19 protein-coding genes are annotated in these 19,395 nt (G+C 63.1%); 11 read left to right on the forward strand and 8 right to left on the reverse strand.

All coding sequences use genetic code 11. The annotated features are described in order from the left end of the window. Positions 1-11: 11 nt before the first annotated feature. A complete protein-coding gene (locus GXH28_RS01265) occupies positions 12-770 on the reverse strand; it encodes an ABC transporter ATP-binding protein (RefSeq protein ID WP_169237182.1) in 759 nt (252 codons plus the stop codon). 136 nt (positions 771-906) lie between these two features. Between GXH28_RS01265 and GXH28_RS01270 the strand changes: the two genes are divergently transcribed. From GXH28_RS01270 to GXH28_RS01280, 3 genes are all read left to right on the forward strand, one after another. Further along, positions 907-1,623: an SDR family NAD(P)-dependent oxidoreductase gene (locus GXH28_RS01270; protein ID WP_169237183.1), complete on the forward strand. Its 717-nt coding sequence runs from the start codon at positions 907-909 to the stop codon at positions 1,621-1,623. 8 nt (positions 1,624-1,631) lie between these two features. Next, on the forward strand, positions 1,632-2,522 hold the full coding sequence (locus GXH28_RS01275) for a sugar phosphate isomerase/epimerase family protein (RefSeq protein WP_169237184.1): 891 nt from the start codon (positions 1,632-1,634) through the stop codon (positions 2,520-2,522). Positions 2,523-2,646: 124 nt separating this feature from the next. Beyond that, a complete protein-coding gene (locus tag GXH28_RS01280; RefSeq protein WP_169237185.1) occupies positions 2,647-3,108 on the forward strand; it encodes a plastocyanin/azurin family copper-binding protein in 462 nt (153 codons plus the stop codon). 104 nt (positions 3,109-3,212) lie between these two features. Here GXH28_RS01280 and GXH28_RS01285 read toward each other — a convergent pair whose 3' ends face one another. The 4 genes from GXH28_RS01285 to GXH28_RS01300 form a co-directional block, all read right to left on the reverse strand. Next, a complete protein-coding gene (locus GXH28_RS01285) occupies positions 3,213-4,157 on the reverse strand; it encodes an ABC transporter permease (protein WP_240550099.1) in 945 nt (314 codons plus the stop codon). Positions 4,158-4,160: 3 nt separating this feature from the next. Beyond that, positions 4,161-5,105: an ABC transporter permease gene (locus GXH28_RS01290; protein WP_169237186.1), complete on the reverse strand. Its 945-nt coding sequence runs from the start codon at positions 5,103-5,105 to the stop codon at positions 4,161-4,163. 72 nt (positions 5,106-5,177) lie between these two features. Continuing rightward, complete coding sequence (locus GXH28_RS01295) at positions 5,178-7,022, reverse strand: peptide ABC transporter substrate-binding protein (RefSeq protein ID WP_169237187.1); 1,845 nt, start codon at positions 7,020-7,022, stop codon at positions 5,178-5,180. A 283-nt stretch (positions 7,023-7,305) separates the two neighbouring features. Continuing rightward, on the reverse strand, positions 7,306-8,961 hold the full coding sequence (locus GXH28_RS01300; protein WP_169237188.1) for a DcrB-related protein: 1,656 nt from the start codon (positions 8,959-8,961) through the stop codon (positions 7,306-7,308). A gap of 215 nt (positions 8,962-9,176) precedes the next feature. Here GXH28_RS01300 and GXH28_RS01305 point away from each other — a divergent pair, with 215 nt between their 5' ends. From GXH28_RS01305 to GXH28_RS01315, 3 genes are all read left to right on the forward strand, one after another. Continuing rightward, a complete protein-coding gene (locus GXH28_RS01305; protein ID WP_320447889.1) occupies positions 9,177-11,189 on the forward strand; it encodes an NAD(+) synthase in 2,013 nt (670 codons plus the stop codon). Between the two features lie 67 nt (positions 11,190-11,256). Beyond that, positions 11,257-11,532, forward strand: a complete 276-nt coding sequence (locus GXH28_RS16920) for an FmdB family zinc ribbon protein (protein WP_169237189.1) — start codon at positions 11,257-11,259, stop codon at positions 11,530-11,532. Continuing rightward, a complete protein-coding gene (locus GXH28_RS01315) occupies positions 11,532-12,083 on the forward strand; it encodes a DNA-3-methyladenine glycosylase I (protein WP_169237190.1) in 552 nt (183 codons plus the stop codon). The genes GXH28_RS16920 and GXH28_RS01315 overlap by 1 nt, the downstream gene beginning before the upstream one ends. A gap of 1 nt (position 12,084) precedes the next feature. On the opposite strand, the gene GXH28_RS01320 is transcribed toward GXH28_RS01315, so the two are convergent. Beyond that, the gene (locus tag GXH28_RS01320; protein WP_169237191.1) at positions 12,085-12,792 is read right to left on the reverse strand and encodes a DUF4397 domain-containing protein; all 708 of its coding nucleotides are present in this window, start codon (positions 12,790-12,792) and stop codon (positions 12,085-12,087) included. Between the two features lie 38 nt (positions 12,793-12,830). Between GXH28_RS01320 and GXH28_RS01325 the strand changes: the two genes are divergently transcribed. From GXH28_RS01325 to GXH28_RS01335, 3 genes are read left to right on the forward strand one after another with little or no spacing between them, the layout of a single operon-like run. Beyond that, positions 12,831-13,793 carry a nicotinamide-nucleotide amidohydrolase family protein gene (locus GXH28_RS01325; RefSeq protein ID WP_240550100.1) on the forward strand — a complete coding sequence of 321 codons (963 nt, stop codon included), beginning with the start codon at positions 12,831-12,833 and terminating at the stop codon, positions 13,791-13,793. Position 13,794: 1 nt separating this feature from the next. Beyond that, a complete protein-coding gene (locus tag GXH28_RS01330; RefSeq protein ID WP_169237192.1) occupies positions 13,795-14,700 on the forward strand; it encodes a PLP-dependent cysteine synthase family protein in 906 nt (301 codons plus the stop codon). A gap of 11 nt (positions 14,701-14,711) precedes the next feature. Beyond that, a complete protein-coding gene (locus GXH28_RS01335) occupies positions 14,712-15,161 on the forward strand; it encodes a Mov34/MPN/PAD-1 family protein (protein WP_169237193.1) in 450 nt (149 codons plus the stop codon). Here the strand turns inward: GXH28_RS01335 and GXH28_RS01340 are convergent. Further along, the gene (locus tag GXH28_RS01340) at positions 15,151-16,110 is read right to left on the reverse strand and encodes a serine hydrolase (protein WP_169237194.1); all 960 of its coding nucleotides are present in this window, start codon (positions 16,108-16,110) and stop codon (positions 15,151-15,153) included. The two genes, GXH28_RS01335 and GXH28_RS01340, sit on opposite strands and share 11 nt — an antisense overlap. 82 nt (positions 16,111-16,192) lie before the next feature. On the opposite strand from GXH28_RS01340, the gene moeB reads away from it, so the two are divergent. Further along, positions 16,193-17,659, forward strand: coding sequence for a molybdopterin-synthase adenylyltransferase MoeB (moeB, locus tag GXH28_RS01345; RefSeq protein ID WP_169237195.1), 1,467 nt, complete (start codon positions 16,193-16,195; stop codon positions 17,657-17,659). A gap of 7 nt (positions 17,660-17,666) precedes the next feature. Here the strand turns inward: moeB and GXH28_RS01350 are convergent, their stop codons facing one another. Beyond that, positions 17,667-18,059, reverse strand: coding sequence for a DUF3592 domain-containing protein (locus GXH28_RS01350; protein ID WP_169237196.1), 393 nt, complete (start codon positions 18,057-18,059; stop codon positions 17,667-17,669). A gap of 70 nt (positions 18,060-18,129) precedes the next feature. Here GXH28_RS01350 and lysA point away from each other — a divergent pair, with 70 nt between their 5' ends. Then, on the forward strand, positions 18,130-19,383 hold the full coding sequence (gene lysA, locus GXH28_RS01355; RefSeq protein ID WP_169237197.1) for a diaminopimelate decarboxylase: 1,254 nt from the start codon (positions 18,130-18,132) through the stop codon (positions 19,381-19,383). Positions 19,384-19,395: the final 12 nt, after the last annotated feature.

Below are 19,395 nucleotides of genomic sequence, written 5' to 3' on the forward strand. Positions count from 1 at the left end.
GCAGGCCGCCTTCAAGCGTGGCTCATGAGCGCGGTGAGTGACTGGGCAGTGATGCCGTCGTGCACTTCGCGCACAATGCGTCCGCCCTGCAGGACGAGGGCGCGCGTGACGCCGTCCAAGCTGCGGCTCAACTCGTGGGTGGTCATGACCACGGCGCGGTCGCCCAGCGCGGCGTCGCGCAGCAGCGCGGATAGATTGGCGGCCGACGCCTGATCGAGGCCGGTGAACGGCTCATCCAGCAAGAGCAGCGGTGGATCGTGCAAGATGGCGCGGGCGATGGCGAGCCGCTGGATCATGCCGCGCGAAAAGGTGCGCGCCGGATCGTCGCGACGCTGCCAAAGGTTGACGCGCCGCAGCGCCTCCTCGATTCGGGAAGAAAGATTGCGGATTGGGAGATTGGAGATCGCAGATTGCGCCGACGAATCTCTCATCTCCAATCTCCAGTTCGCCGCGCCATACATGCGCCCATAGAACTCCAGGTTCTCGCGCGCGGTAAGGTCGGGGTAGATCAGCGATTGGTGCGACACCAGGCCGATGCAGGCGCGCGCGCGGTCGGGATGCGCCAGCGCGTCTATCCCGCCGATGGTGAGCGCGCCGCTGTTGGGTCGGGTGAGCGTGGCCAGGATGCGCAGCAGCGTCGTTTTGCCGGCGCCGTTGGCGCCCAGGATGGCGACGAATTCGCCGCGCGAGACGTCGAGCGAGACGCCGTGCAGCACGGGGCGTAGGCCATATCGTTTGCCGATGTTCGCGGCGTAGAGCAGCGCAGTCATAGGAATGTGGAGTCGGCGTCGCCGGATCGGCGCGCGCCGACAGACGGTAAGTGTAACCGACTCGGCTTGACGGGTCGCTTGTGCAACCTCGCAAGCTGGTTGACTTTTAGCGCCGCTTATGCGATATATGCGCGCTATGAATCTGCGCGACAAGATCGTTGCCATTGTTGGCGGCGCGACGGGCATCGGCAAAGCCACCGCTGAGGTGTGCGCCGAAGTCGGTGCAACCGTGATTGTTGCGGACCTCAATGAGGTTGAGGGGCGCACAACTGCGTTGGCCGTCGGTGGCGCTTTCTTTCCCATTAATGTGGCTGATGAATCTTCGGTCGCTGCCGCTTTCACCAACATCGCCGCGCAGTATGGACGCCTGGACGCGCTGATCCAAACCGCCGGCATCTTGCGCGGCGCATTTGTGCCGCTCGAAGAGTTCGACCTCGCCACTTTCGAGTCTGTCGTGGACGTGAACCTGATCGGCAGCTTTTTGTGCGCCAAACACGCTGTCCCGCTGCTCAAGAAGGCGGGCAAGGGCGTGATTGTGCTGGTGTCGTCTGGGGCGGCGATCGGCGGCAGCTCTTCGTACGCCTACGGGGCCAGCAAAGGGGGCGTGAACGGGCTGGGCATTACGCTGGCGAACAAACTAGCTGCCGACAACATCCGCGTCAACGTCGTGATGCCGGGCAATATTGACACGGCGATGAAGCGGTCGGTGATCGCCGCCGAGCGAGAGCGACTGGGTTTGGGTGGGGAGCAGCAACAACTCAACCTGGGCGAACCGGCCGGCGTCGGGCGCATCTTGGCTTGGCTGGCCAGCGACGATGCCGACTACGTGCGTGGCATGATCCAGACGCGCTAGGAGGGCGCATGAAACTCGGCGTTGCCGGCCAACTGGCTCGCCCCGACGAACCTAACGCAGTGCTCCTACCGCCGGACTGGCGGACGATTGACGCGGCAGCGACGCGGCGCGTGCGCCAAGCCGGATTTCGCGGCGCGCAATTATTCATTCAGCGCCCGCTGGAAGCCGACCCGCAGGAGGTGCGGCAGGTAAAGCGCGCCTTCGATGCAGCGGGCCTCGAAGTGGCGCAGGTGAACGGTTGGTACGAGCCGCTGTGCAGCTACGACGATGCTGCGCGCGCGCAGGGCGTGCGCGGCATGCAGACGCTGGTGCGCATCGGGCGGATGGTGGATGCGCCCAGCGTCTATGTCCGTCCGGGGGGACACAACCCAAACGGTCACTGGTATGCCCATCCGGAGAATCACTCTGCGCGCACGTTCGACAAAATCGTGGACAGCCTGCGCCAGATATGCGCTGTGGCGCAAGCCGAGGGGGTGCCGGTGGCCGTTGAAGGACACGTGCTCTCTGCGCTCGACACGCCCCGGCGCGTGCGCGACTTGCTCGACGCAGTGGGTTCGCCAATGCTGAAGTTCAACTACGATCCGGTCAACTTCGTCGGTACGGTGAGGCAGGTGCACGACACGGCAAGCGTGCTGAACGAACTCTATGATCTGCTGGGGCGCGACATTGTGGCGGCGCACGCTAAGGATTGCCGCCTGGCCGACCAGCTCGTCGTGCACATCGAAGAAGTCGTGCCGGGTGCCGGCGTGCTGGATTATGCGCTGTTCATGCGCCGCTTTCAGGAAGCCTGCCCGGACGGCTATTTCATCATCGAGCATCTGCCCAATGCGCTTGTGCCACAGGCGCGCAACTTCGTTCGGTCTGTAGCGGCTGCCTTGGGCATGCTCCTCGAATGCTAATGCGCCCGCGTGTGCGAGCGCGCTTTCATAGAAGTTCAACGCAGGTTCTGAACCGTTCGATTGAGGGCGTGCAATGGCAAGAGACATTTCACGCAGAAGTTTTCTGGCACTGATAATTGTGAGCATGGCTTCCGGTGTGTCGCTGGCTGCATGCGGCGGTGATTCGGGGCAGCCGGCCCAGCCTACCGCGCCGCCGCCCGGTTCGGGCGGCGAAGTCTCGATTACGCTGGCATCGAAAGGCAGTACGCCGTTCTACGATCGGGACCGCTTAGAGGTCAAGGCCGGCGCGCGCGTCACGCTTACATTCAAGAACGCCGCCGATCCCGGTTCTAATCGGACGTTCAACTGGGTGCTGGTGAAGCCGAATACACAGCTCCGTGTAGTGAGCGACGGCCAGTCTGAGGGGTCACCTGAGACGAGCTACGTCAAACCAAACGATCCGAATGTGATCGCACACACGCGGCTGGTTGCCGCCGGCGAGAGCGACACCATCACCTTCGATGCGCCACCGCCGGGCGAGTATCCCTTCATTTGCACCTTCCCCGGCTACTACAACACGATGAATGGCGTGCTGGTGGTGCGGTAGGCAACGGACCGAAGTATCCCAAGCCAGCGCGGATGGATGAGGGCGGCGCCCTTACCCATCCGGATTCAGGTCGAGCTGCTCGCGGGGCCTGCGTCGCGCTCGCGCTATAGCCGCGCACGGTCGGATGATGGATCGAGCGCGTCGCGCAGACCGTCGCCGAGGAAGGAGAATCCCAGCACCAGCAGCGCCAGTGCGATGGTGGGGATGACGCCGACGTAGAGATAGTTCGGGCTGGAGAGGTAGCGGCCGATCGCGCCGACCATTTTGCCCCAACTCGGCAAAGGATCGTTGATGCCGTAGCCCAGGAAGCTCAAGCCGGCTTCGGTGCCGATGAAGCCGGGGATGGCGAAGCTGATCGCCACGATGAGCGGATTGATGATGTTGGGCAGCAAGTGCCGCACTAAGATGAAAGGCGTCGTGGCGCCCAGACTGCGCGCTGCGCTCACGAAGTCGCGCTCCTTGTAGGTTAGCACTTGTGCGCGCACCAGGCGTGCTAGTCCCGGCCAGCCGAGTATCGAGATGGCAATCGTGACCTGTAAGATGCCGTTGCCGATCAGCAGCATCAGGAGGATTTGAAAGAGCAAGCCTGGCAGCGCGCCAATTACTTCGAACGCGCGGTTGAGCAGGTAATCCCATGCGCCGCCGAAGTAGCCTGAGAGGAATCCGAAGAGCAAAGCGAGCGCTACGACGATGGCGGTCGCGGCGAGCGAAACGACGAGGCTGACGCGCGCGCCCCAGATCAACCGGCTGAGGATGTCACGCCCGAGTTCGTCGGTGCCCAGGATGTGCGCCGGATCACGTCCGGGCGGCAGCCACGTCTTGAACAGGTTAGTCTTATCGTAAGGGAAGGGCGAGATGACCGGCGCGAGCACACCGGCGGCGATGAATATCAGCACAATGAACAGGCCGATGATGGCCAGTCGGTTGCGTTGGAATCGCCGCCAGGCCAACTGCGTCGGCGAAAGTGGTTTGTAAGTCATCGTCGGCGTGCCTCGGGCGGCTGTGCGGGCGGAGGTCGCGCCTTGCGCTGGGAGGTTCTGCACAGCCATCGGTCAGTGCCCTCCTCCTAATCGGACGCGCGGATCGATCAGCGTGTAGGCAATGTCGATCAGCAAGTTGCTGATCGTCAAAATCGTTGCCGTGATGATGACCGTGAAGATGATGACGGGATAATCGCGGGTGTAGATGCTCTCCAGGAAGAAGCGCCCGATGCCGGGGATCGCAAAGGCGATTTCGACGAACGTCGAGCCGGTGATCGCGTTGGCCAGCACCGGGCCGAAGATCGTGACCAGCGGGATGAGCATGTTGCGCATGGCGTGCTTCATGATGATGACGGTGCGATTCAGCCCCTTGGCGCGCGCGGTGCGGATGTAGTCCTGGCTCAACACGTCCAGCATGCCGGAGCGCGTGTAGCGCGTGAGCGAGCCGACCGTGCCCAGGCCGAAGATGAACGCCGGCAACACCCATGCATTGGGGGGCTGTTGATACAGCGGCTGGCCGTTGTTGAAGCCGAACCACTTCAGCCCGATGACGAAGATGGCGATGCCGAAGAAGATTAACGAGATGATCGGCACAGTGACGGTGACCAGCGCAACGGTGGTGATGACTTGGTCCACAAAGGTGTTGCGTTTGAGCGCTGCAATCACGCCGAGCACGACGCCGAGTGGGAAACTCCACGCCACCGCAAGGAAGCCCAACATCAAACTCGACCCCCAATACTTGGAGAACAAATCAATCACCCGCGTATTGGGGTAGTAGTAGGACATGCCGAAGTCGCCCTGCACGGCTTTGGTGACCCAGTTCCACCAGTTCACGTAGAACGGCCGGTCCAGCCCGTATTTGCGCATCATGTTAGCCTTGGCTTCGGGCGACAACGGCTGGTTGAGTTCATCAAAGGGGCCGCCGGGCGTGCTGTACATCAGAAAGAACGTCAGGAACGAGACGGTGAGCAGCACGAATACCAGCCCGGCCAAACGGCCCAGGATATATCTCGCCATACGATACGAATCAGAACCTAAGGTCCGTTGAGGACCTTAGGTTCTGATGCTTGTTGCTTGGTGCGACTTGGCTTACGGGATGTTCTTGCGATACTCGAGGACGTTGTTGGCGATGTAGATTTCCGAGGCGCTGTTGTTCATTGCGTTCACGTTCGGCCAAGCCACGCCGCGGTTGGTGTTGATCTTGCCGGGTTCCATCGGCGCGCCCTTGATGTAAGGCTTCCACAAGTTGACCGGCGTGCGATGGATGCAGAAGATGAAGGCGCACTCCTCGACCATCAGCTTCTCGGCCTGCTGGTAGAGCTTGGTGCGCTCCTCGATGTCGGTCATCGGACCGGCCTTAGCCAGCAGGTCCTGGTATTCCTTGTTGTTCCAGGTATGGCGGCCGCCCAGGTCGCTGCCCTTCATCACCGTCAGCATGTTCGACGGGTCGAGGTAGTCCATGCCGTAGGAGATGTAGCCGAAGTCAATCGTCGTATCGGGCTTGCCGTCCGGCGTGCGCTTGAGCAGGTCGGCCATGTAGTCTTTCTGCGGCACGGACTTGACTTCAACCTCGATGCCGAGGTTCTGCTTGATCGAGTCGGCGTAGGCTTGGGTGATCTCTTTGCCGAAGTAGCCCTCCAGGTCGCCGCGCATCTGCAGCAGCAGTTTGTCCACCTTGACGCCGGACTCTGCGTAGAGCTGCTTGGCCAATTCGGGATCGTAGCGTTGGATTTCCTTCAGCGCTTCGCCGTTGGCTGCGGGGAAGCCGGGCGCGAGGAACGAGTAGGCCGGACGTGCCAGCAGCGGCTTGGTGATGAACTTGACGATGCTGTCGCGATCCAACAGGTGTGAGAGCGCCTGGCGGAACTTCAGGTTATCGAACGGCGGCTTAGTGACATCGAAGAAGAAGTAGTCGGTGCGGAAGTCGCCCACGTCCGGCGTCGCCTGCGCGCTGAGCTGTGGGTCGTTCAGCACCGCGTCCACTTGCGCCGCGTTGCCGATGCTGGTGAAGTCCACCTGGCCGGCCTGATACGCCTGGAAGGCGTCGGGGAACGGCACGGCGATTATGCGCTCGAGGAAGGGTTTGATGTCGTCGGCCGCCTTCGGGTTGGCGACGATTTCGATGCGGGTCGGGCTAAACTCTTTGACGATGAACGGGCCGCACGAAACGCAGGTGGCCGGGTTGGAGTTGTATGCCGGGCCGTGGGCGGCCAGCGCCTTGGCCTGCAACGGCATAGCGAACATGAACAGGCGCGGCAAATACGGCGTGACCTCGCTGGTCTCGATGATCAGTTCGTAGTCGTTGGCGCCCTTGCGCACGCCCAGCTCTTCGACCGGTATCTTGCCGGCGACGACTTCGTCGAAATTCTTGATGTTGCCGGAGCCTTTGCTGTAATACCACGTGAAGTCGTAGGCGCTCTTCGGGTCGGCCATGTAGCGGAAGGTGGCCACGAAGTCGTCGGCGGTCAGCGGCGTGTCATCGCTCCAGACAATATCATCCCGCAGGGTGAACGTCCAGGTCAGGCCGTCTTCGGACACCTTCCATTCCTTGGCTGCGCCGGGCACCAGCTCGAAATCCTTGTTGATGCGCGTAAGCGGCACGCCATACATGTCGGCCAGCGGGGCGCGGTTGTAGACGCTCGCGCTGATGTCCATAAACTGGCCGGGACTACCGCTGCCGGCGGTGACGTATACCTGCAGCTCCGGCGGCGCGGCATCTTCTGGCAGCACCTTGCCCACGCTATTCTTCATCGGGCCAGCCGTCGCAGCGGGCGCCTCGGTCGGCTTCGGCGCCTCAGTGGGCTTGGGGGCGGCGGGCGCTTCGGTGGCGGCCGGCGCAGCAGGTGCTTCGGTAGCTGCGGGGGCGGCAGGAGTGGCCGGCGCGCACGCAGCCAAGAGCGCGCCGCCTGCACCGATGCTCAGCAATTTCAGCATCTGACGGCGGCTGAGAGTCGTTTCTGGTTTATGCGTCATCTCGTTGTCCTCCATAATAATGTTTGATGTGAGCTTGAGCAAATTGAGGGCGATGGCCGATTGCGTAAGTGCTTTACCGGCAATCGCCCTTCCTGGGTAGGCCATTGTAAGCAGGGACGCCCATAACGCAAACTGAACCGACAACGCCCTGGGCATCGTGCTCTCGACCTTTGAGACAGGCCTTGGAGGATTAAACGCTAAAGCCGGCTTTTGGGCCGGCTTTAGCGTTGGCGCGACAGCAAGGTTATCTGCCAAAACGGAACGATTGCATCATGGCCTCGACTTCGCCATCGAGAGATGCTTGGCTTCGCTGGGCCAGCCGTGTGTATATGCCGACGATCACGCGCTTTTGTTCAGGGAAGACGTAGAAGACCTGTTGTATCTGCTGTCCGTCATCTGTCCTTGTGGTGATGAGGCGCACGTATGTCAGGCCGTCATCGGTCTTGCGCTCTTGCGGCTCTGAGCTGACGCGACGGCCGCTGCTGCGCAGTTGGCGCGTCAGCGAGCTGACGTAGTCCGATAGTTTGCTGGGCATTGCTTCCTCGAGGAAGAGGACATTCGGAGCAAAGTTCTGGGACACAGGGCCGATCAGGACGCTGAATTCGGTGTCTGAAACATTCAGTTCTTGGGGGGACTTCAAACTCCATTTCGGCAGCAAGTTGTAGGAGAAGTTACCGAGTGGCTCGTAGTGTCGTCCATCTTCTAACGTCTCGGCCTCATCATTGCTTGCCGGCTCAGCCTCTGCAAGGTCCAGCGTGCCCAGCGTGTTGATCATCGCTTCGATTTGCTCGTCGTTGTCTGGCGAGCTGCCGCGTGGCCGCGCATAGAGCGCTACAATCTTGCGTCCCTCAATATCAACGATGTAGGCGGTAATTTGTGCGCGCTGGTTATACACCGTACCTTCCATGACGAACTTGGCGGCGTTGTAGCCTGTATCGGTGGTGAACAGCGAATCCCGGATGAAGCGGACGCTCCCCGCGCGATTATAGAATTCCCGCAGTCGGTTCGGCAGCAAGGTGCGATACTTGCGCCTAAATGCCTGATCAATAGGCGCAGGATCATCCAGCGTAAAGAAGGCGACCGTTGGTTTAACGCTGTCCTCTTCTCCCGGATTGACGAGGGATTTGAATTCTGCGCCGGGTGTGTCTTCCAACTCCCAGCCTTCTGGGATGACATACGAGAACCCACCATCCGGCTCACTGTGTCGCGAGGGCTTGCTTTGTTCTTCGTCAACTTCAAGGAGTTCAATAGTCTTAACAAAGTTGTCTACCTCCCTGTCGTATCGCTGTTGACTGTTCTGCAAGCGGGTGTAAGTGACGATAAGCCGACGCGGCCCCAGCTCGACGATGTAAAAGACTTGGCGCAATCGCCGCCCTTGGAGCGTCGAATTGGCAGTTAGCTTGACCACGTCGCTGTCCTGGTCTGTGGTTAGCCTCTCCTCCTTGAGCAACACGAATCCTGAGATTTCGTTTTTCAGCTCTTCAATTGCAAGTTCGACGTAAGTCTCCAAGTCAACCTCAGACTCATCTATGACGAAATTCACGTTAGGGGTAAAGCCGCTCCCATCGGAAGGGGCAAACAGCACTTTGAAGGATGACGCTGAGACTTCCTTGGTTCGCCAGCCGGCAGGTAGGATATAGGCAAATCCCCCATCACGCTCCTCGGTGCGCTCGCCCGCCGTTGCTACCGGCGTCTGTGTTGGGGTCGGTGTAGGGGATAGGGTGGGGCGGGGTGTTGAGCGGATGGACTGCGACGGGTCGGGGCTTTCGATTACTGCGGCAGGTGGTATTTGGTAGCGGAGCCGGCCAATGGCTGGGGTTGCGCCGAAGCTCTGGCCGGCTATAGCCAGGGCCGATATGCTCACTAGGGCGTAACGCAGGAGGGTTCTTGGCTTGGTCATTTCATTCTCCTATAGAGGGTCATCTGAAAATGGCCGGGTGAGCTGATGGGATGCTTTACGTCCAATCAACTTGCCCCAACGGTCAGAAGTATAGCGAATGGCATGTGATGTTGCACGGCTGCTGCCGGAGATTCAAACGGGTGTCGGCGTCGGCGGATGACCACGCCAATGGCCGTGCGCGAAATCGTAAACGCAGGCTTCTATAATCGTCCGGGGTGGTTGCTCGTCCGTCAGACTTATTCTCCGCCGCTTCGCTGGGCATGCTGCGCGTCGCGGCGATCGCGCCGGCCGTGCGCGTCGCCGACGTGGCGTTCAACGCGCGCGCGACTATCGCCGCGCTGGAGGTGGCGCGGGCGCATGGGTGTGCGCTGGCCGTTTGCCCTGAGCTGGGCATCACCGGCTACACTTGCGGCGACCTCTTCCGGCAGACCAGCTTGCTGGAAGCAGCGCAGTCTGGCCTGCGACAGGTCGCAGAAGCAGCCGGGCGGATCGGCATCGCCGCAGTCTTGGGGCTGCCCGTGCCGCTGGACGGGCGTGTGTTCAACTGCGCAGCGTTCGTGAGCGACGGGCGCGTGCTGGGTTTCGTGCCCAAAACTTACCTGCCGAACTACAGCGAGTTCTACGAGCAGCGCTGGTTCAGTCCGGCGCAGTGTGCTACGGCGCAACACGTCGTGCTCGATGGCCAGGCCGTGCCCTTCGGCGCCGATCTGCTGTTCGTCGCTGAGGATATGCCGGACTGTGTGCTCGGCGTCGAAATCTGTGAAGACTTGTGGGCGGTCGAGCCGCCCAGCGGCCCCATGGCCCGCGCTGGTGCCACGGTGCTGCTCAACCCATCGGCCAGCCCGGAACAACTCGGCAAGGCGGACTATCGGCGCGACCTGGTGCGACAGCAATCGGCGCGCTGCATCGCCGGCTACCTGTATGCGGGGTCGGGGCCGGGTGAATCTACCACCGACGTGGTGTATAGCGGGCATGCGCTCGTGTGCGAGAACGGCCAACTGTTAGCCGAGACCGAGCGCTTTCACTTCGACACTCAAGTCGCCATCGCCGATCTTGATCTACAACGCCTGCGCCATGACCGCTGGCTCAACACCACCTACCGGGCGGCCGGCGGGTCGCATGCCTTTCGCGTGATTCCCTTTCGCCTGGGCGATGCTCAGACAAACATCTTGTGGCGCGCGCTGCGTCGGCCGATCCCGCAAATGCCGTTCGTGCCAAGCGATCGGGCGGCGCGCGCTCAGCACTGCCGCGAAATCTTCGCCATTCAGTCCACCGGCCTGGCCAAGCGACTGCTGCACACCGGGGCGCGCCGGGTGACCATCGGCGTCTCCGGTGGGCTGGATTCGACGCTGGCGCTGCTCGTGACGGCGCGCGCCTTTGACAAGCTCGGCCTGCCGCGCGAAGGTATCACTGCCATCACGATGCCCGGGTTCGGCACCACCGAGCGCACGCGCAGCAACGCTTGGGCGCTGATGCAGGCTTTGGGCGTCACGGCGCGCGAAATTCCCATCCACATGGCTGTCGGCCAGCATTTCGCCGACATCGGCCACGACCCAGATCAACACGACGTGACCTACGAGAACGCACAGGCGCGTGAGCGCACACAGATCCTGATGGACGTGGCCAACCAGATCGGCGGCTTTGTCGTCGGCACCGGCGACCTGAGCGAGCTGGCGCTGGGCTGGGCCACCTTCAACGGCGACCACATGAGCATGTATCACGTCAACGCCGGCGTGCCGAAGACCCTGGTGCGCTACATGGTGGATTGGTGCGCCGACGAGGAGTTCAGCGGCGAAACATCGCGCGTGCTGCGCGACATCAGCGCCTCGCCCATCACGCCCGAGCTGCTGCCGCTGAAGGACGGCCGGCTGCAACAAGAGACCGAAGCGACCATCGGCCCCTACGTGTTGCACGACTTCTTCCTGTTCTATCATGTGCGCTACGGCTATGCGCCGCGCAAGGTGTTCTTCTTGGCGCGTCATGCGTTCGGTAGCTCATCGGGGCGCGGCTATGATGATGAAACAATCCTCAGGTGGCTGCGCGTGTTCTACCGGCGGTTCTTCGCGCAGCAGTTCAAGCGCAGCGCCATGCCCGACGGGCCAAAGGTCGGCTCGGTCGCGCTGTCGCCGCGCGGCGACTGGCGCATGCCCAGCGACGCTCAGGCGGCATTGTGGGAGCGTGATGTTGAGGCAGTGCAAACGGCGCTGGCGTTGCCGGCAGGCGCCTAAACCTTAAAAACCGTCCCCGTCGAGCGCTATCATTGGCACGGAGAGACAGTAGAACAACTACAGTGCTATGCCGATCTACGAATATCATTGCGCCCAATGCGGAGAGAGGTTCGAGCGTTGGTTCGCCTCTCATCAGAAGGCGCCGAAGGGTGGGGGCGCCTGCCCGTTTTGCAACAGCCGGCGCGTCCGTCGCTTGATCTCGGCGGCGCGCGTTAGGTCCGGCGACGCGACAAGCGCAAGCGACGCAGCAGAAGGTGACGACTCACCGACGCCCACCGGCCTGCTCGGTCGTAAAGAGATCGCCGAAATCACCAGGCGGCGTCAGAAGATGGGCGTAGGGTAGTGGCAAGCTACTGCGAATACGTGCGCTCGCCCAAGGCGCACCCGATCCATCGTTGGTATCACGATCACGAGCACGGTTTCCCTGTGCACGATGACAACGCCTTGTTCGAGCGACTGGTGTTGGAGATCAACCAGGCTGGCCTGTCGTGGGACGTGGTGCTGCGCAAGCTGGAGCATTTTCGGCGCGCCTATAGCGGGTTCGATGTGGACGCCGTCGCAGCTTACGGCGAGGCCGACCGCGCGCGCCTGCTGGCCGACCCCGGCATCGTCCGCAACCGACTGAAGATCAACGCCGCGATCGAAAATGCGCGGCGCATCGTCGCGCTGCGCGCGAACTACGGCTCATTCCAGGGATGGCTGGAGGCGCATCATCCGCTCCGCAGGGAGGAGTGGGTGAAGCGCTTTAGGCAGAACTTCGTCTTCACCGGCGGCGAGATCGTCAACGAATTCCTGATGAGCACCGGCTACTTGCCGGGCGCGCATGACGAAGACTGCCCGATCTTCGCGCGCATCGCTGCCCTCCGTCCGCCCTGGATGCGCGCGTCGCGCTGAATCAACGATCGGGCTCGATGAAGGTGATCAGCGGCGCTGTGATCCCCCGCGCTGTGGCGTCCATGGTCGTTGCTGCGCTTGGCGCCAGCACGTAGATCGTCTTGCGCTCGCGCGAGCGGAAGGTGAGCGCGCCCAGCGCAGCCAGTGCAGTTGGGGTTCCTGCCTCTCGCAACTCGAGCGTGTAGGCGCCGGCGGGTTGCGTCGTGGTTTGCGCCGTGGGAAAGCCAACGTTAAAGAGCCACACGGCGCCGCCCGTCACCGCCAAGTCTACTTCGCCGACATCTACCGCTAAATGCGCCACGCGCAAGCTGAACCGACCGGCCGGCGGTGTCGTTGGATTTTCCAGCGCGACGACCTGTAACTGCTGTAGCCGGTTGGCGAGTGCGATCACGTAGCTCCGGCTGAACGCCATGGTGATGTTTGAACTCACCAGCGGCGCAGTCGTATTCGGATCGGCGCCGGCCGGGAAGGCGCGCACCAACACGATAGTTGCCGCAATACACCACCGCCTTTGGCTGAACTGGGTGTAGGCGATGCCATCGGCTACCCGCGTGCGGTTGACGTACACGTCCAAATTCGACGCATCCGGGGAGGCGTGCAAAATACGAAAACAGGCCGACCGGGTGACGGCGCGCGTCACGCCGGTATTCGAGAGCAGCATTGCGCCCGCCAGGGCGGTCAATGCCAGGATGCGCAGCGGGGAAATCATCGCCAATCGCTAACCACCCGTCAGTATAATCTCGCCCTATGCGCGTGCACAAATGCGACCATCGCAGCGAGCGCAAAGTCAGCTACGACGGCGAGGTGCTCTCGCGCGATGGTGAGCGCATCACCCTGCGCGCCATTTGGACGCTGCCGACCCGGACCCTGCCCTATGTGACGCTCGAACAGGGGGATATCTTCATCGAAACCTTCTACACCAATCGTTGGTATAACCTGTTTGAGATTCGCCATCGCCATGGTGACTTGAAGGGCTGGTATGCCGATGTCGCCCGGCCGGCGCGCATCGCAAACGACGGCATCGAGTGGGACGACCTCGCCCTGGATATCTGGATGGATCCACAGGGGACGATGCTCATCCTGGACGAGGATGAATTCGAGGCGCTCGCGTGCGAACTGCCGCCCAACGAGGCGGCCAGCGCGCGCGGCGCCGTCGCGCTCATCCAGGACGAACTGCGCACGCAGTGGCGGCGCTTCGCGAACGACGCGATTGCGCATGCGCTGATCCAGCGCGGCTGGACGCTCGGCACGGCCGAATCGTGTACCGGCGGGCTGATCGGCAATGTGATCACCGACCGACCCGGCAGCTCGGCCTACTTCGCCGGCGGCATTATCGCCTACAGCAATGGGATCAAGCAACGCGCGTTGGGTGTGCGCCAGGCGACGCTCCAGCAGCATGGCGCGGTGAGTGAGCCGTGTGCCCTGGAAATGGCGCGCGGTGTGCGCCGCGCGCTCGGCGTGGATGTCGGCGTGAGCGCGACCGGCATCGCCGGGCCAGACGGTGGCAGCGCCGATAAGCCGGTGGGCTTGACCTACGTCGGCGTCAGTTCGCCGCTGGGCGAACAGGGCGAGCGCCACCTCGGGTCGCGCGACCGTATCGGCAACAAACAAGCGACCGCCGACGCCGCCCTGCGTCTGCTCATGCGCCACCTCGCCGCTCCCCCCGTGGCACATTCGAGCGCGCCAGCCGAATCCCCTCGTTCAGGATGACATGGGCGCTTCACTTCCGTCCGCGCTGGTGGACCTGGTCGGCAACACACCGCTCATTTCGCTCGCGCGCATCGCTGCGCATGTTGCGCCGGTCGAGATCTACGCCAAGGCCGAGTGGTTCAACCCGAGCGGCTCGGTCAAGGATCGCGCCGCGTGGAACATCGTCCGCACGGCGATTCAATCCGGGTATTTGACCCCGGAGAAAACGTTGCTGGATGCAACCAGCGGCAACATGGGCATTGCCTATGCCATGCTCGGCGCGGCATTAGGGTATCGCGTCCATCTGGTCATGCCGGCCAATGTCACCCCTGAGCGCAAGGTGATCATGAACGCCTACGGCGCGGACATGACCTTCACCGACCCGATGGCCGGCAGCGATGGCGCCATCGAGAAGGCCCGCCAACTCTACGCTCAGTCGCCGGATGCGTTCTTCTACGCCAACCAGTATGACAACGACGCCAACTGGCTGGCTCACTACCACGGCACCGCCGAGGAAATCTGGCGGCAGACCCAAGGGCGCATCACCCATTTCGTCGCCGCGTTGGGCACGGGCGGCACATTTACCGGTACCGGTCGCCGCCTGCGCGAGCTGAACCCGAAGATTCGCCTGATCTCGCTCCAGCCGGATTCGCCGCTCAACGCGATCGAAGGCTGGAAGCACATGCCGACGGCGATCCGGCCGCAGATTTACGACCCGGCCTTGGCCGATGAGAACATCGAGATTGCGACCGAAGAAGCGCACTCCATGGCGCGACAACTCGCGCGCGAGGCGGGGCTGTTCGTCAGCCCATCCGCCGGCGGCGCCGTCGCCGGCGCACTCAGTGTGGCCGAACGCCTGAAGGAAGGCGTGATCGTCACCATCCTGGCCGACGCCGGCTACAAATACGTCAGCGAACGCTTCTGGTAGGCCAGGACATCATGCTCACGATCTCGCGATCGCTCTTCGACAAAATGACCCGCCATCTGGAGGCCGGCTATCCCTACGAGGCCTGCGGCATCTTAATCGGCGAGATGGACGACCCCACTCATCCGAACCATCGGCTGGTGCGCGATGTCATTCTGGTCGCCAACGCTTGGGAAGCGGTGAGCGCGCGTGAAAGCCGGCGCAACCGCTACCTGATTTCGCCGGATGAATACGTCAAGGCCGACCGAGAGGCCAGCCGGCGCGGCCTGGACATCGTGGGCGTCTTCCACTCACACCCCGATCACCCTTCGCAACCATCGGAGATGGATCGCCGCCAGGCCTGGCCGGGCATTTCCTATCTCATCGTCTCGGTGCGCGGCGGCAAAGCGACGACGGCGCAGGCGTGGCTGCTGCGCAACGAACGCGATGCGTTTGAGGAAGAGTCGCTCGTCATCAGCGACTAACGATCTCCACGGCGGCGTGCACCAGGCGTTGGAGTTCGCGCACCGGCGCAGCCATACGCCGGTATGAATCGCACACGAGGAAGACGCAGGCCAAGCCGCGCCGAAAGTCCACCCACGGCGTGAATCCGTTGGCGCCCGGACTGCTCACCTGGATGGCCTGCCCGCGTGCATCGGCGTTATCCCGCCAGACGCCCAGGCCGTACCCATCGCCGGGGAAGAGATTGGGCGAAGCGATGACCGGTGCGCCGAACGTGTGATCCTCGTGCATGAGCGCGACCAGCTCCGGCGCGAGCACGCGCGCGCCGTCGAGGGTGCCTCCGGCAGCGATCATGCGCACGAAGCGGCTGTAGTCGCGCAGGGTCGTGCGCAGGCCGCTGCCGATGCGAGGATGGTCGGCGGGTGGATCGCCGTAGTCGCTGGCCGTCATCCTCAACGGCTCGGCGATGCGCTCGTGAAACAACGCCGACCATGATCGGCCGGTCGCCACTTCAGCGATTCGCCCGATGACCTGAAACGCGCTTTCCCCATAGGCGAAAGCCTGTCCTGGCGCGGCAACCAAAGGCGACAGCGCGATTCGCTCGGCGCAGGCAGCCAACGAGTGCGCAGCATGGCCGGCGCACGGCGCCCGTCCCGGCGGCAGGCCGGACGTGTGCGCCAGCAAGTGACGCAGCGTCATCGTGGACTTGTCGCCATCAAAGCCCATCAGGTAATCTGAGGCGCGCTCGTCGAGGTGAAGCATGCCATCGCTCATCAACGATGCGATCACTGCTGCGCTCACCCATTTCGAGCCCGAAGCGACGGCGACGCGCATATCGGGGGAATAGCTGCCGAATGCGCGTTCGTAGATCAACGTGCCGCGATGAGCGATGGACAATGCGGCGCCGTTGAGCGGCGTGCGCGCAATCAGCCCCTGAATGTGCGCCTCGATCTTGGAGAAGTCGTAGCTCACCCTGCCCATTATCGCCGCCGGCGCAAACCGGAGACCAGTGCCGACCCTGCCCGCGTGCGCGAAATCAGGTATCCTTCAGCGCATGTCAATCACCATTCGCATTCCCACCCCGCTGCGGCCCTATGTGGGTGGGGCGAAAGAGATCACCGGCAACACCGGCACCGTCGCCGAGGTGCTCGCTGCGCTAAGCGCGACCTATCCCGAGCTGAAGCGCCATCTGTTTAACGACGAGGGCAAGTTGCGCTCGTTCGTCAACGTGTATCTCGGCGACGAGGATATCCGCTACTTGCAAGGGACGGACACGTTGGTTCCCGACGGCGCGACGTTGAGCATCGTGCCGAGCGTGGCAGGCGGCATGGCGCCGGTTGTGGCCGAGCTAAGCGGCGTCCACCTTTCCAACGACGAGATCCGCCGCTATTCGCGCCACCTGATCCTGCCCGAGATTGCCATGAGCGGTCAAAAGAAGCTCAAACAGGCCAGCGTGCTGCTGGTTGGCGTAGGCGGGCTGGGCGCGCCAGCGGCGATGTACCTCGCCGCGGCCGGCGTCGGCCATCTCGGCATCGTGGACTTCGACGTGGTGGACGAGTCGAATTTGCAACGCCAGATCATCCACGGCCAAAGCACCGTCGGCAAGCCCAAGCTGCAGAGCGCCGCGCAGCGCATCCAGGACATCAACCCTTTCGTGGAAGTGACCGGCTATGAAGAGCCGCTGACCCGCCAGAACGCCCTGCGCATCTTCGCCGACTACGACGTGATCGTGGACGGCACCGACAACTTCCCCACGCGCTATCTGGTCAACGACGCCTGTGTGTTGCTCGGCAAGCCGAACGTGTATGGCAGCATCTTTCGCTTCGAGGGCCAGGCTTCGGTGTTCTGGGCCAAACACGGCCCGTGCTACCGATGCCTCTACCCGGAACCGCCGCCGCCCGGCCTGGTGCCCTCATGCGCAGAGGGCGGCGTGCTGGGCGTGCTGCCCGGCGTAATCGGCGTGATCCAGGCCACCGAGGCGATCAAGCTCATCACCGGCATCGGCGAGCCGCTGATCGGCCGGCTGCTGCTCTACGACGCGCTGGAGATGCGCTTCCGCGAGCTGAAGCTGCGCAAAGATCCGGCCTGCCCCATCTGCGGCGAGCACCCCACGGTGCGCGAGCTGATAGACTACGACGCGTTCTGCGGCATGCCCTCACGCAACGCGGCAACGTCGGACGCCGGGCACGGTGTGCCGGAGATCACCGTGCACGAACTCAAGCAGCGCATCGAAGCCGGCTTGGAGCAGACCAACACCATCCTGATTGACGTGCGCGAGCCATACGAATGGCAGATTGCCCACCTGGACGCCGCACGGCTCATTCCCAAAGGCGAGATTCAAAATCACCTACACGAACTGAGCCAGGCCGACGAAATCCTGGTGCACTGTCGCAGCGGCGCGCGCAGCGCCGATGTGGTGAGGTTCCTGATCCACGACGTCGGCTTTCGCAAGGTGAAGAACGTCAAAGGCGGCATTCTGGCCTGGGCGCGCGAGATTGACCCGCGTATGCCAGTGTATTAATCGCCCATCAACGCACGGCGGCGGCTAAGTTGGCCGCGCCGGCGAAGGCGATGGCTACGCCGGCCAGGGCCAATGCACCCGGCACAACCCACAGCCGCAGCGGAGAGGCGACCTGAGCAATCTCTGGATAGGTGGGGTCGTAGATCACCGTCACCTGCTCGCCCACTTCGTGGTCTGCGGCGCGCGCGAGCGGCGCCTCGACCGGCCGGCCGTCGCGCGTGGTAAACCGCAGCGCGGCCGGTGGAGACGATGCCCCCTCGCCTTGCGGCGCGCTCGACGCATGAATGGTCGCCGTCGCCGAGTAAGACAACGACCGGCGCAGCAGCACGATGCCGGCGGCAGCCAACAAGCACCCAACAACGATGAGCGGCATGGCGATCATCAAGCGTATAGGATCCATAGCCAATAGTGTGAACCTATCTCGCGCAACCGGCAACTCCCCGAGCGCCCTGACCCCGGCTTGATTCGGCATGGACTCCCTCCCTCAAGACCTCCTCGCGGCAATCGCGCGCCAGGTCGGCACGCCCTGCTATGTGTACGACCAGGGGCGCATGGCGCAGAACTACGCGCGCTTGGCCGAAGCGCTGGTGCCCAGCGCGGAGGTTGGGCGCGTTTGCTACTCCGTCAAAGCCAACAGCAACCTATCGGTGCTGCGGCTGATGCGCAACCTGGGCGCCGGCTTCGATGTGGTGAGCGGCGGCGAATTGCAGCGCGCGCTGCTGGCCGGTGCAACGCCGGATAGCATTGTGTTCGCCGGCGTGGGCAAACGCGACGATGAACTGGTCGCCGCGCTGGATGCCGGCGTCAGTTGGATCAACGTCGAGAGCGCCCAGGAGCTGCGTGTCCTAAACGACTTGGCAACAGCGCGCGGCGTTGTTCGGCGCGTCGCCCTGCGGATCAACCCCGGCGTTGACCCACATACCCATCGCTATCTCGCCACCGGCAAGCGGGCCAGCAAATTCGGCCTCGAGACCGAGGAAGCGCTTCGGCTGGTCGCTCATCGCGCAGATTACCCTGGCATCCGCATCGAGGGCGTCCACATCCATATCGGCTCGATGGTGAGCGACGCCAGGCCGTATTTAGACGCCATGCAGGTTGCGCTCGCCGTCGTTGCACAGTATCGGGCGCTAGGCGCAACGATCACGACGCTGAACCTGGGCGGCGGCTTTGGCGTGGCTTATCAGCCCGATCAAGCCGAGGCGCCCATCGAGGCCATAGCACGCAACATCCTGCCGCTGGCGCGCCAGGCCGACCTACGCCTGCTATTCGAGCCAGGCCGCGCCATTGTGGCCGACGCCGGCGTGCTGCTCACCCGCGTGCTCTACACGAAGACCAACGGCGATACACGCTACGTCGTGGTGGATGCTGCGATGAACGACTTGATTCGCCCGGCGCTCTATGGCGCGGCGCACCGCGTGTCCTGCGTTAAAGGGCCAGCGGTCACCGACGTCGGCGGTTTGGCGCACGACGATCTGACGCCGTGCACCGTTGTGGGGCCGGTGTGCGAGAGCGGCGACGTGTTGGCCGAAGGCGTGGTGCTCCCAGAGCCACGGCGCGGTGACCTGTTGGTGATCCATCACGCCGGCGCATACGGCATGAGCATGGCCAGCAATTACAACGCCCGCCCGCGCGCCGCCGAGGTGCTGGTCGCAGACGGCCAATGGAAGGTGGTTCGTAGGCGAGAAAGCATAGAAGACCTGGTGGCGCACGAAGTAGAATGCTAGGCCGAGCTGGTT

This window comes from Candidatus Roseilinea sp. NK_OTU-006 (genome assembly GCF_012931985.1).
In the GTDB taxonomy this organism is placed as follows: Bacteria; Chloroflexota; Anaerolineae; order J036; family Brachytrichaceae; genus JAAFGM01.

Bases quoted from the DNA above. Each gene is read 5' to 3' on its own strand.
- GXH28_RS01295 (WP_169237187.1), bottom strand. From the start codon at position 7,022: ATGCTGAAATTGCTGAGCATCGGTGCAGGCGGCGCGCTCTTGGCTGCG.
- GXH28_RS01300 (WP_169237188.1), bottom strand. From the start codon at position 8,961: ATGACCAAGCCAAGAACCCTCCTGCGTTACGCCCTAGTGAGCATATCG.
- moeB (WP_169237195.1), top strand. From the start codon at position 16,193: ATGTCAATCACCATTCGCATTCCCACCCCGCTGCGGCCCTATGTGGGT.
- GXH28_RS01265 (WP_169237182.1), bottom strand. From the start codon at position 770: ATGACTGCGCTGCTCTACGCCGCGAACATCGGCAAACGATATGGCCTA.
- GXH28_RS01285 (WP_240550099.1), bottom strand. From the start codon at position 4,157: ATGGCTGTGCAGAACCTCCCAGCGCAAGGCGCGACCTCCGCCCGCACA.
- GXH28_RS01275 (WP_169237184.1), top strand. From the start codon at position 1,632: ATGAAACTCGGCGTTGCCGGCCAACTGGCTCGCCCCGACGAACCTAAC.
- GXH28_RS01290 (WP_169237186.1), bottom strand. From the start codon at position 5,105: ATGGCGAGATATATCCTGGGCCGTTTGGCCGGGCTGGTATTCGTGCTG.
- GXH28_RS16920 (WP_169237189.1), top strand. From the start codon at position 11,257: ATGCCGATCTACGAATATCATTGCGCCCAATGCGGAGAGAGGTTCGAG.
- GXH28_RS01330 (WP_169237192.1), top strand. From the start codon at position 13,795: ATGGGCGCTTCACTTCCGTCCGCGCTGGTGGACCTGGTCGGCAACACA.
- GXH28_RS01280 (WP_169237185.1), top strand. From the start codon at position 2,647: ATGGCTTCCGGTGTGTCGCTGGCTGCATGCGGCGGTGATTCGGGGCAG.
- GXH28_RS01270 (WP_169237183.1), top strand. From the start codon at position 907: ATGAATCTGCGCGACAAGATCGTTGCCATTGTTGGCGGCGCGACGGGC.
- GXH28_RS01350 (WP_169237196.1), bottom strand. From the start codon at position 18,059: ATGGATCCTATACGCTTGATGATCGCCATGCCGCTCATCGTTGTTGGG.
- GXH28_RS01320 (WP_169237191.1), bottom strand. From the start codon at position 12,792: ATGATTTCCCCGCTGCGCATCCTGGCATTGACCGCCCTGGCGGGCGCA.
- lysA (WP_169237197.1), top strand. From the start codon at position 18,130: ATGGACTCCCTCCCTCAAGACCTCCTCGCGGCAATCGCGCGCCAGGTC.
- GXH28_RS01325 (WP_240550100.1), top strand. From the start codon at position 12,831: ATGCGCGTGCACAAATGCGACCATCGCAGCGAGCGCAAAGTCAGCTAC.
- GXH28_RS01335 (WP_169237193.1), top strand. From the start codon at position 14,712: ATGCTCACGATCTCGCGATCGCTCTTCGACAAAATGACCCGCCATCTG.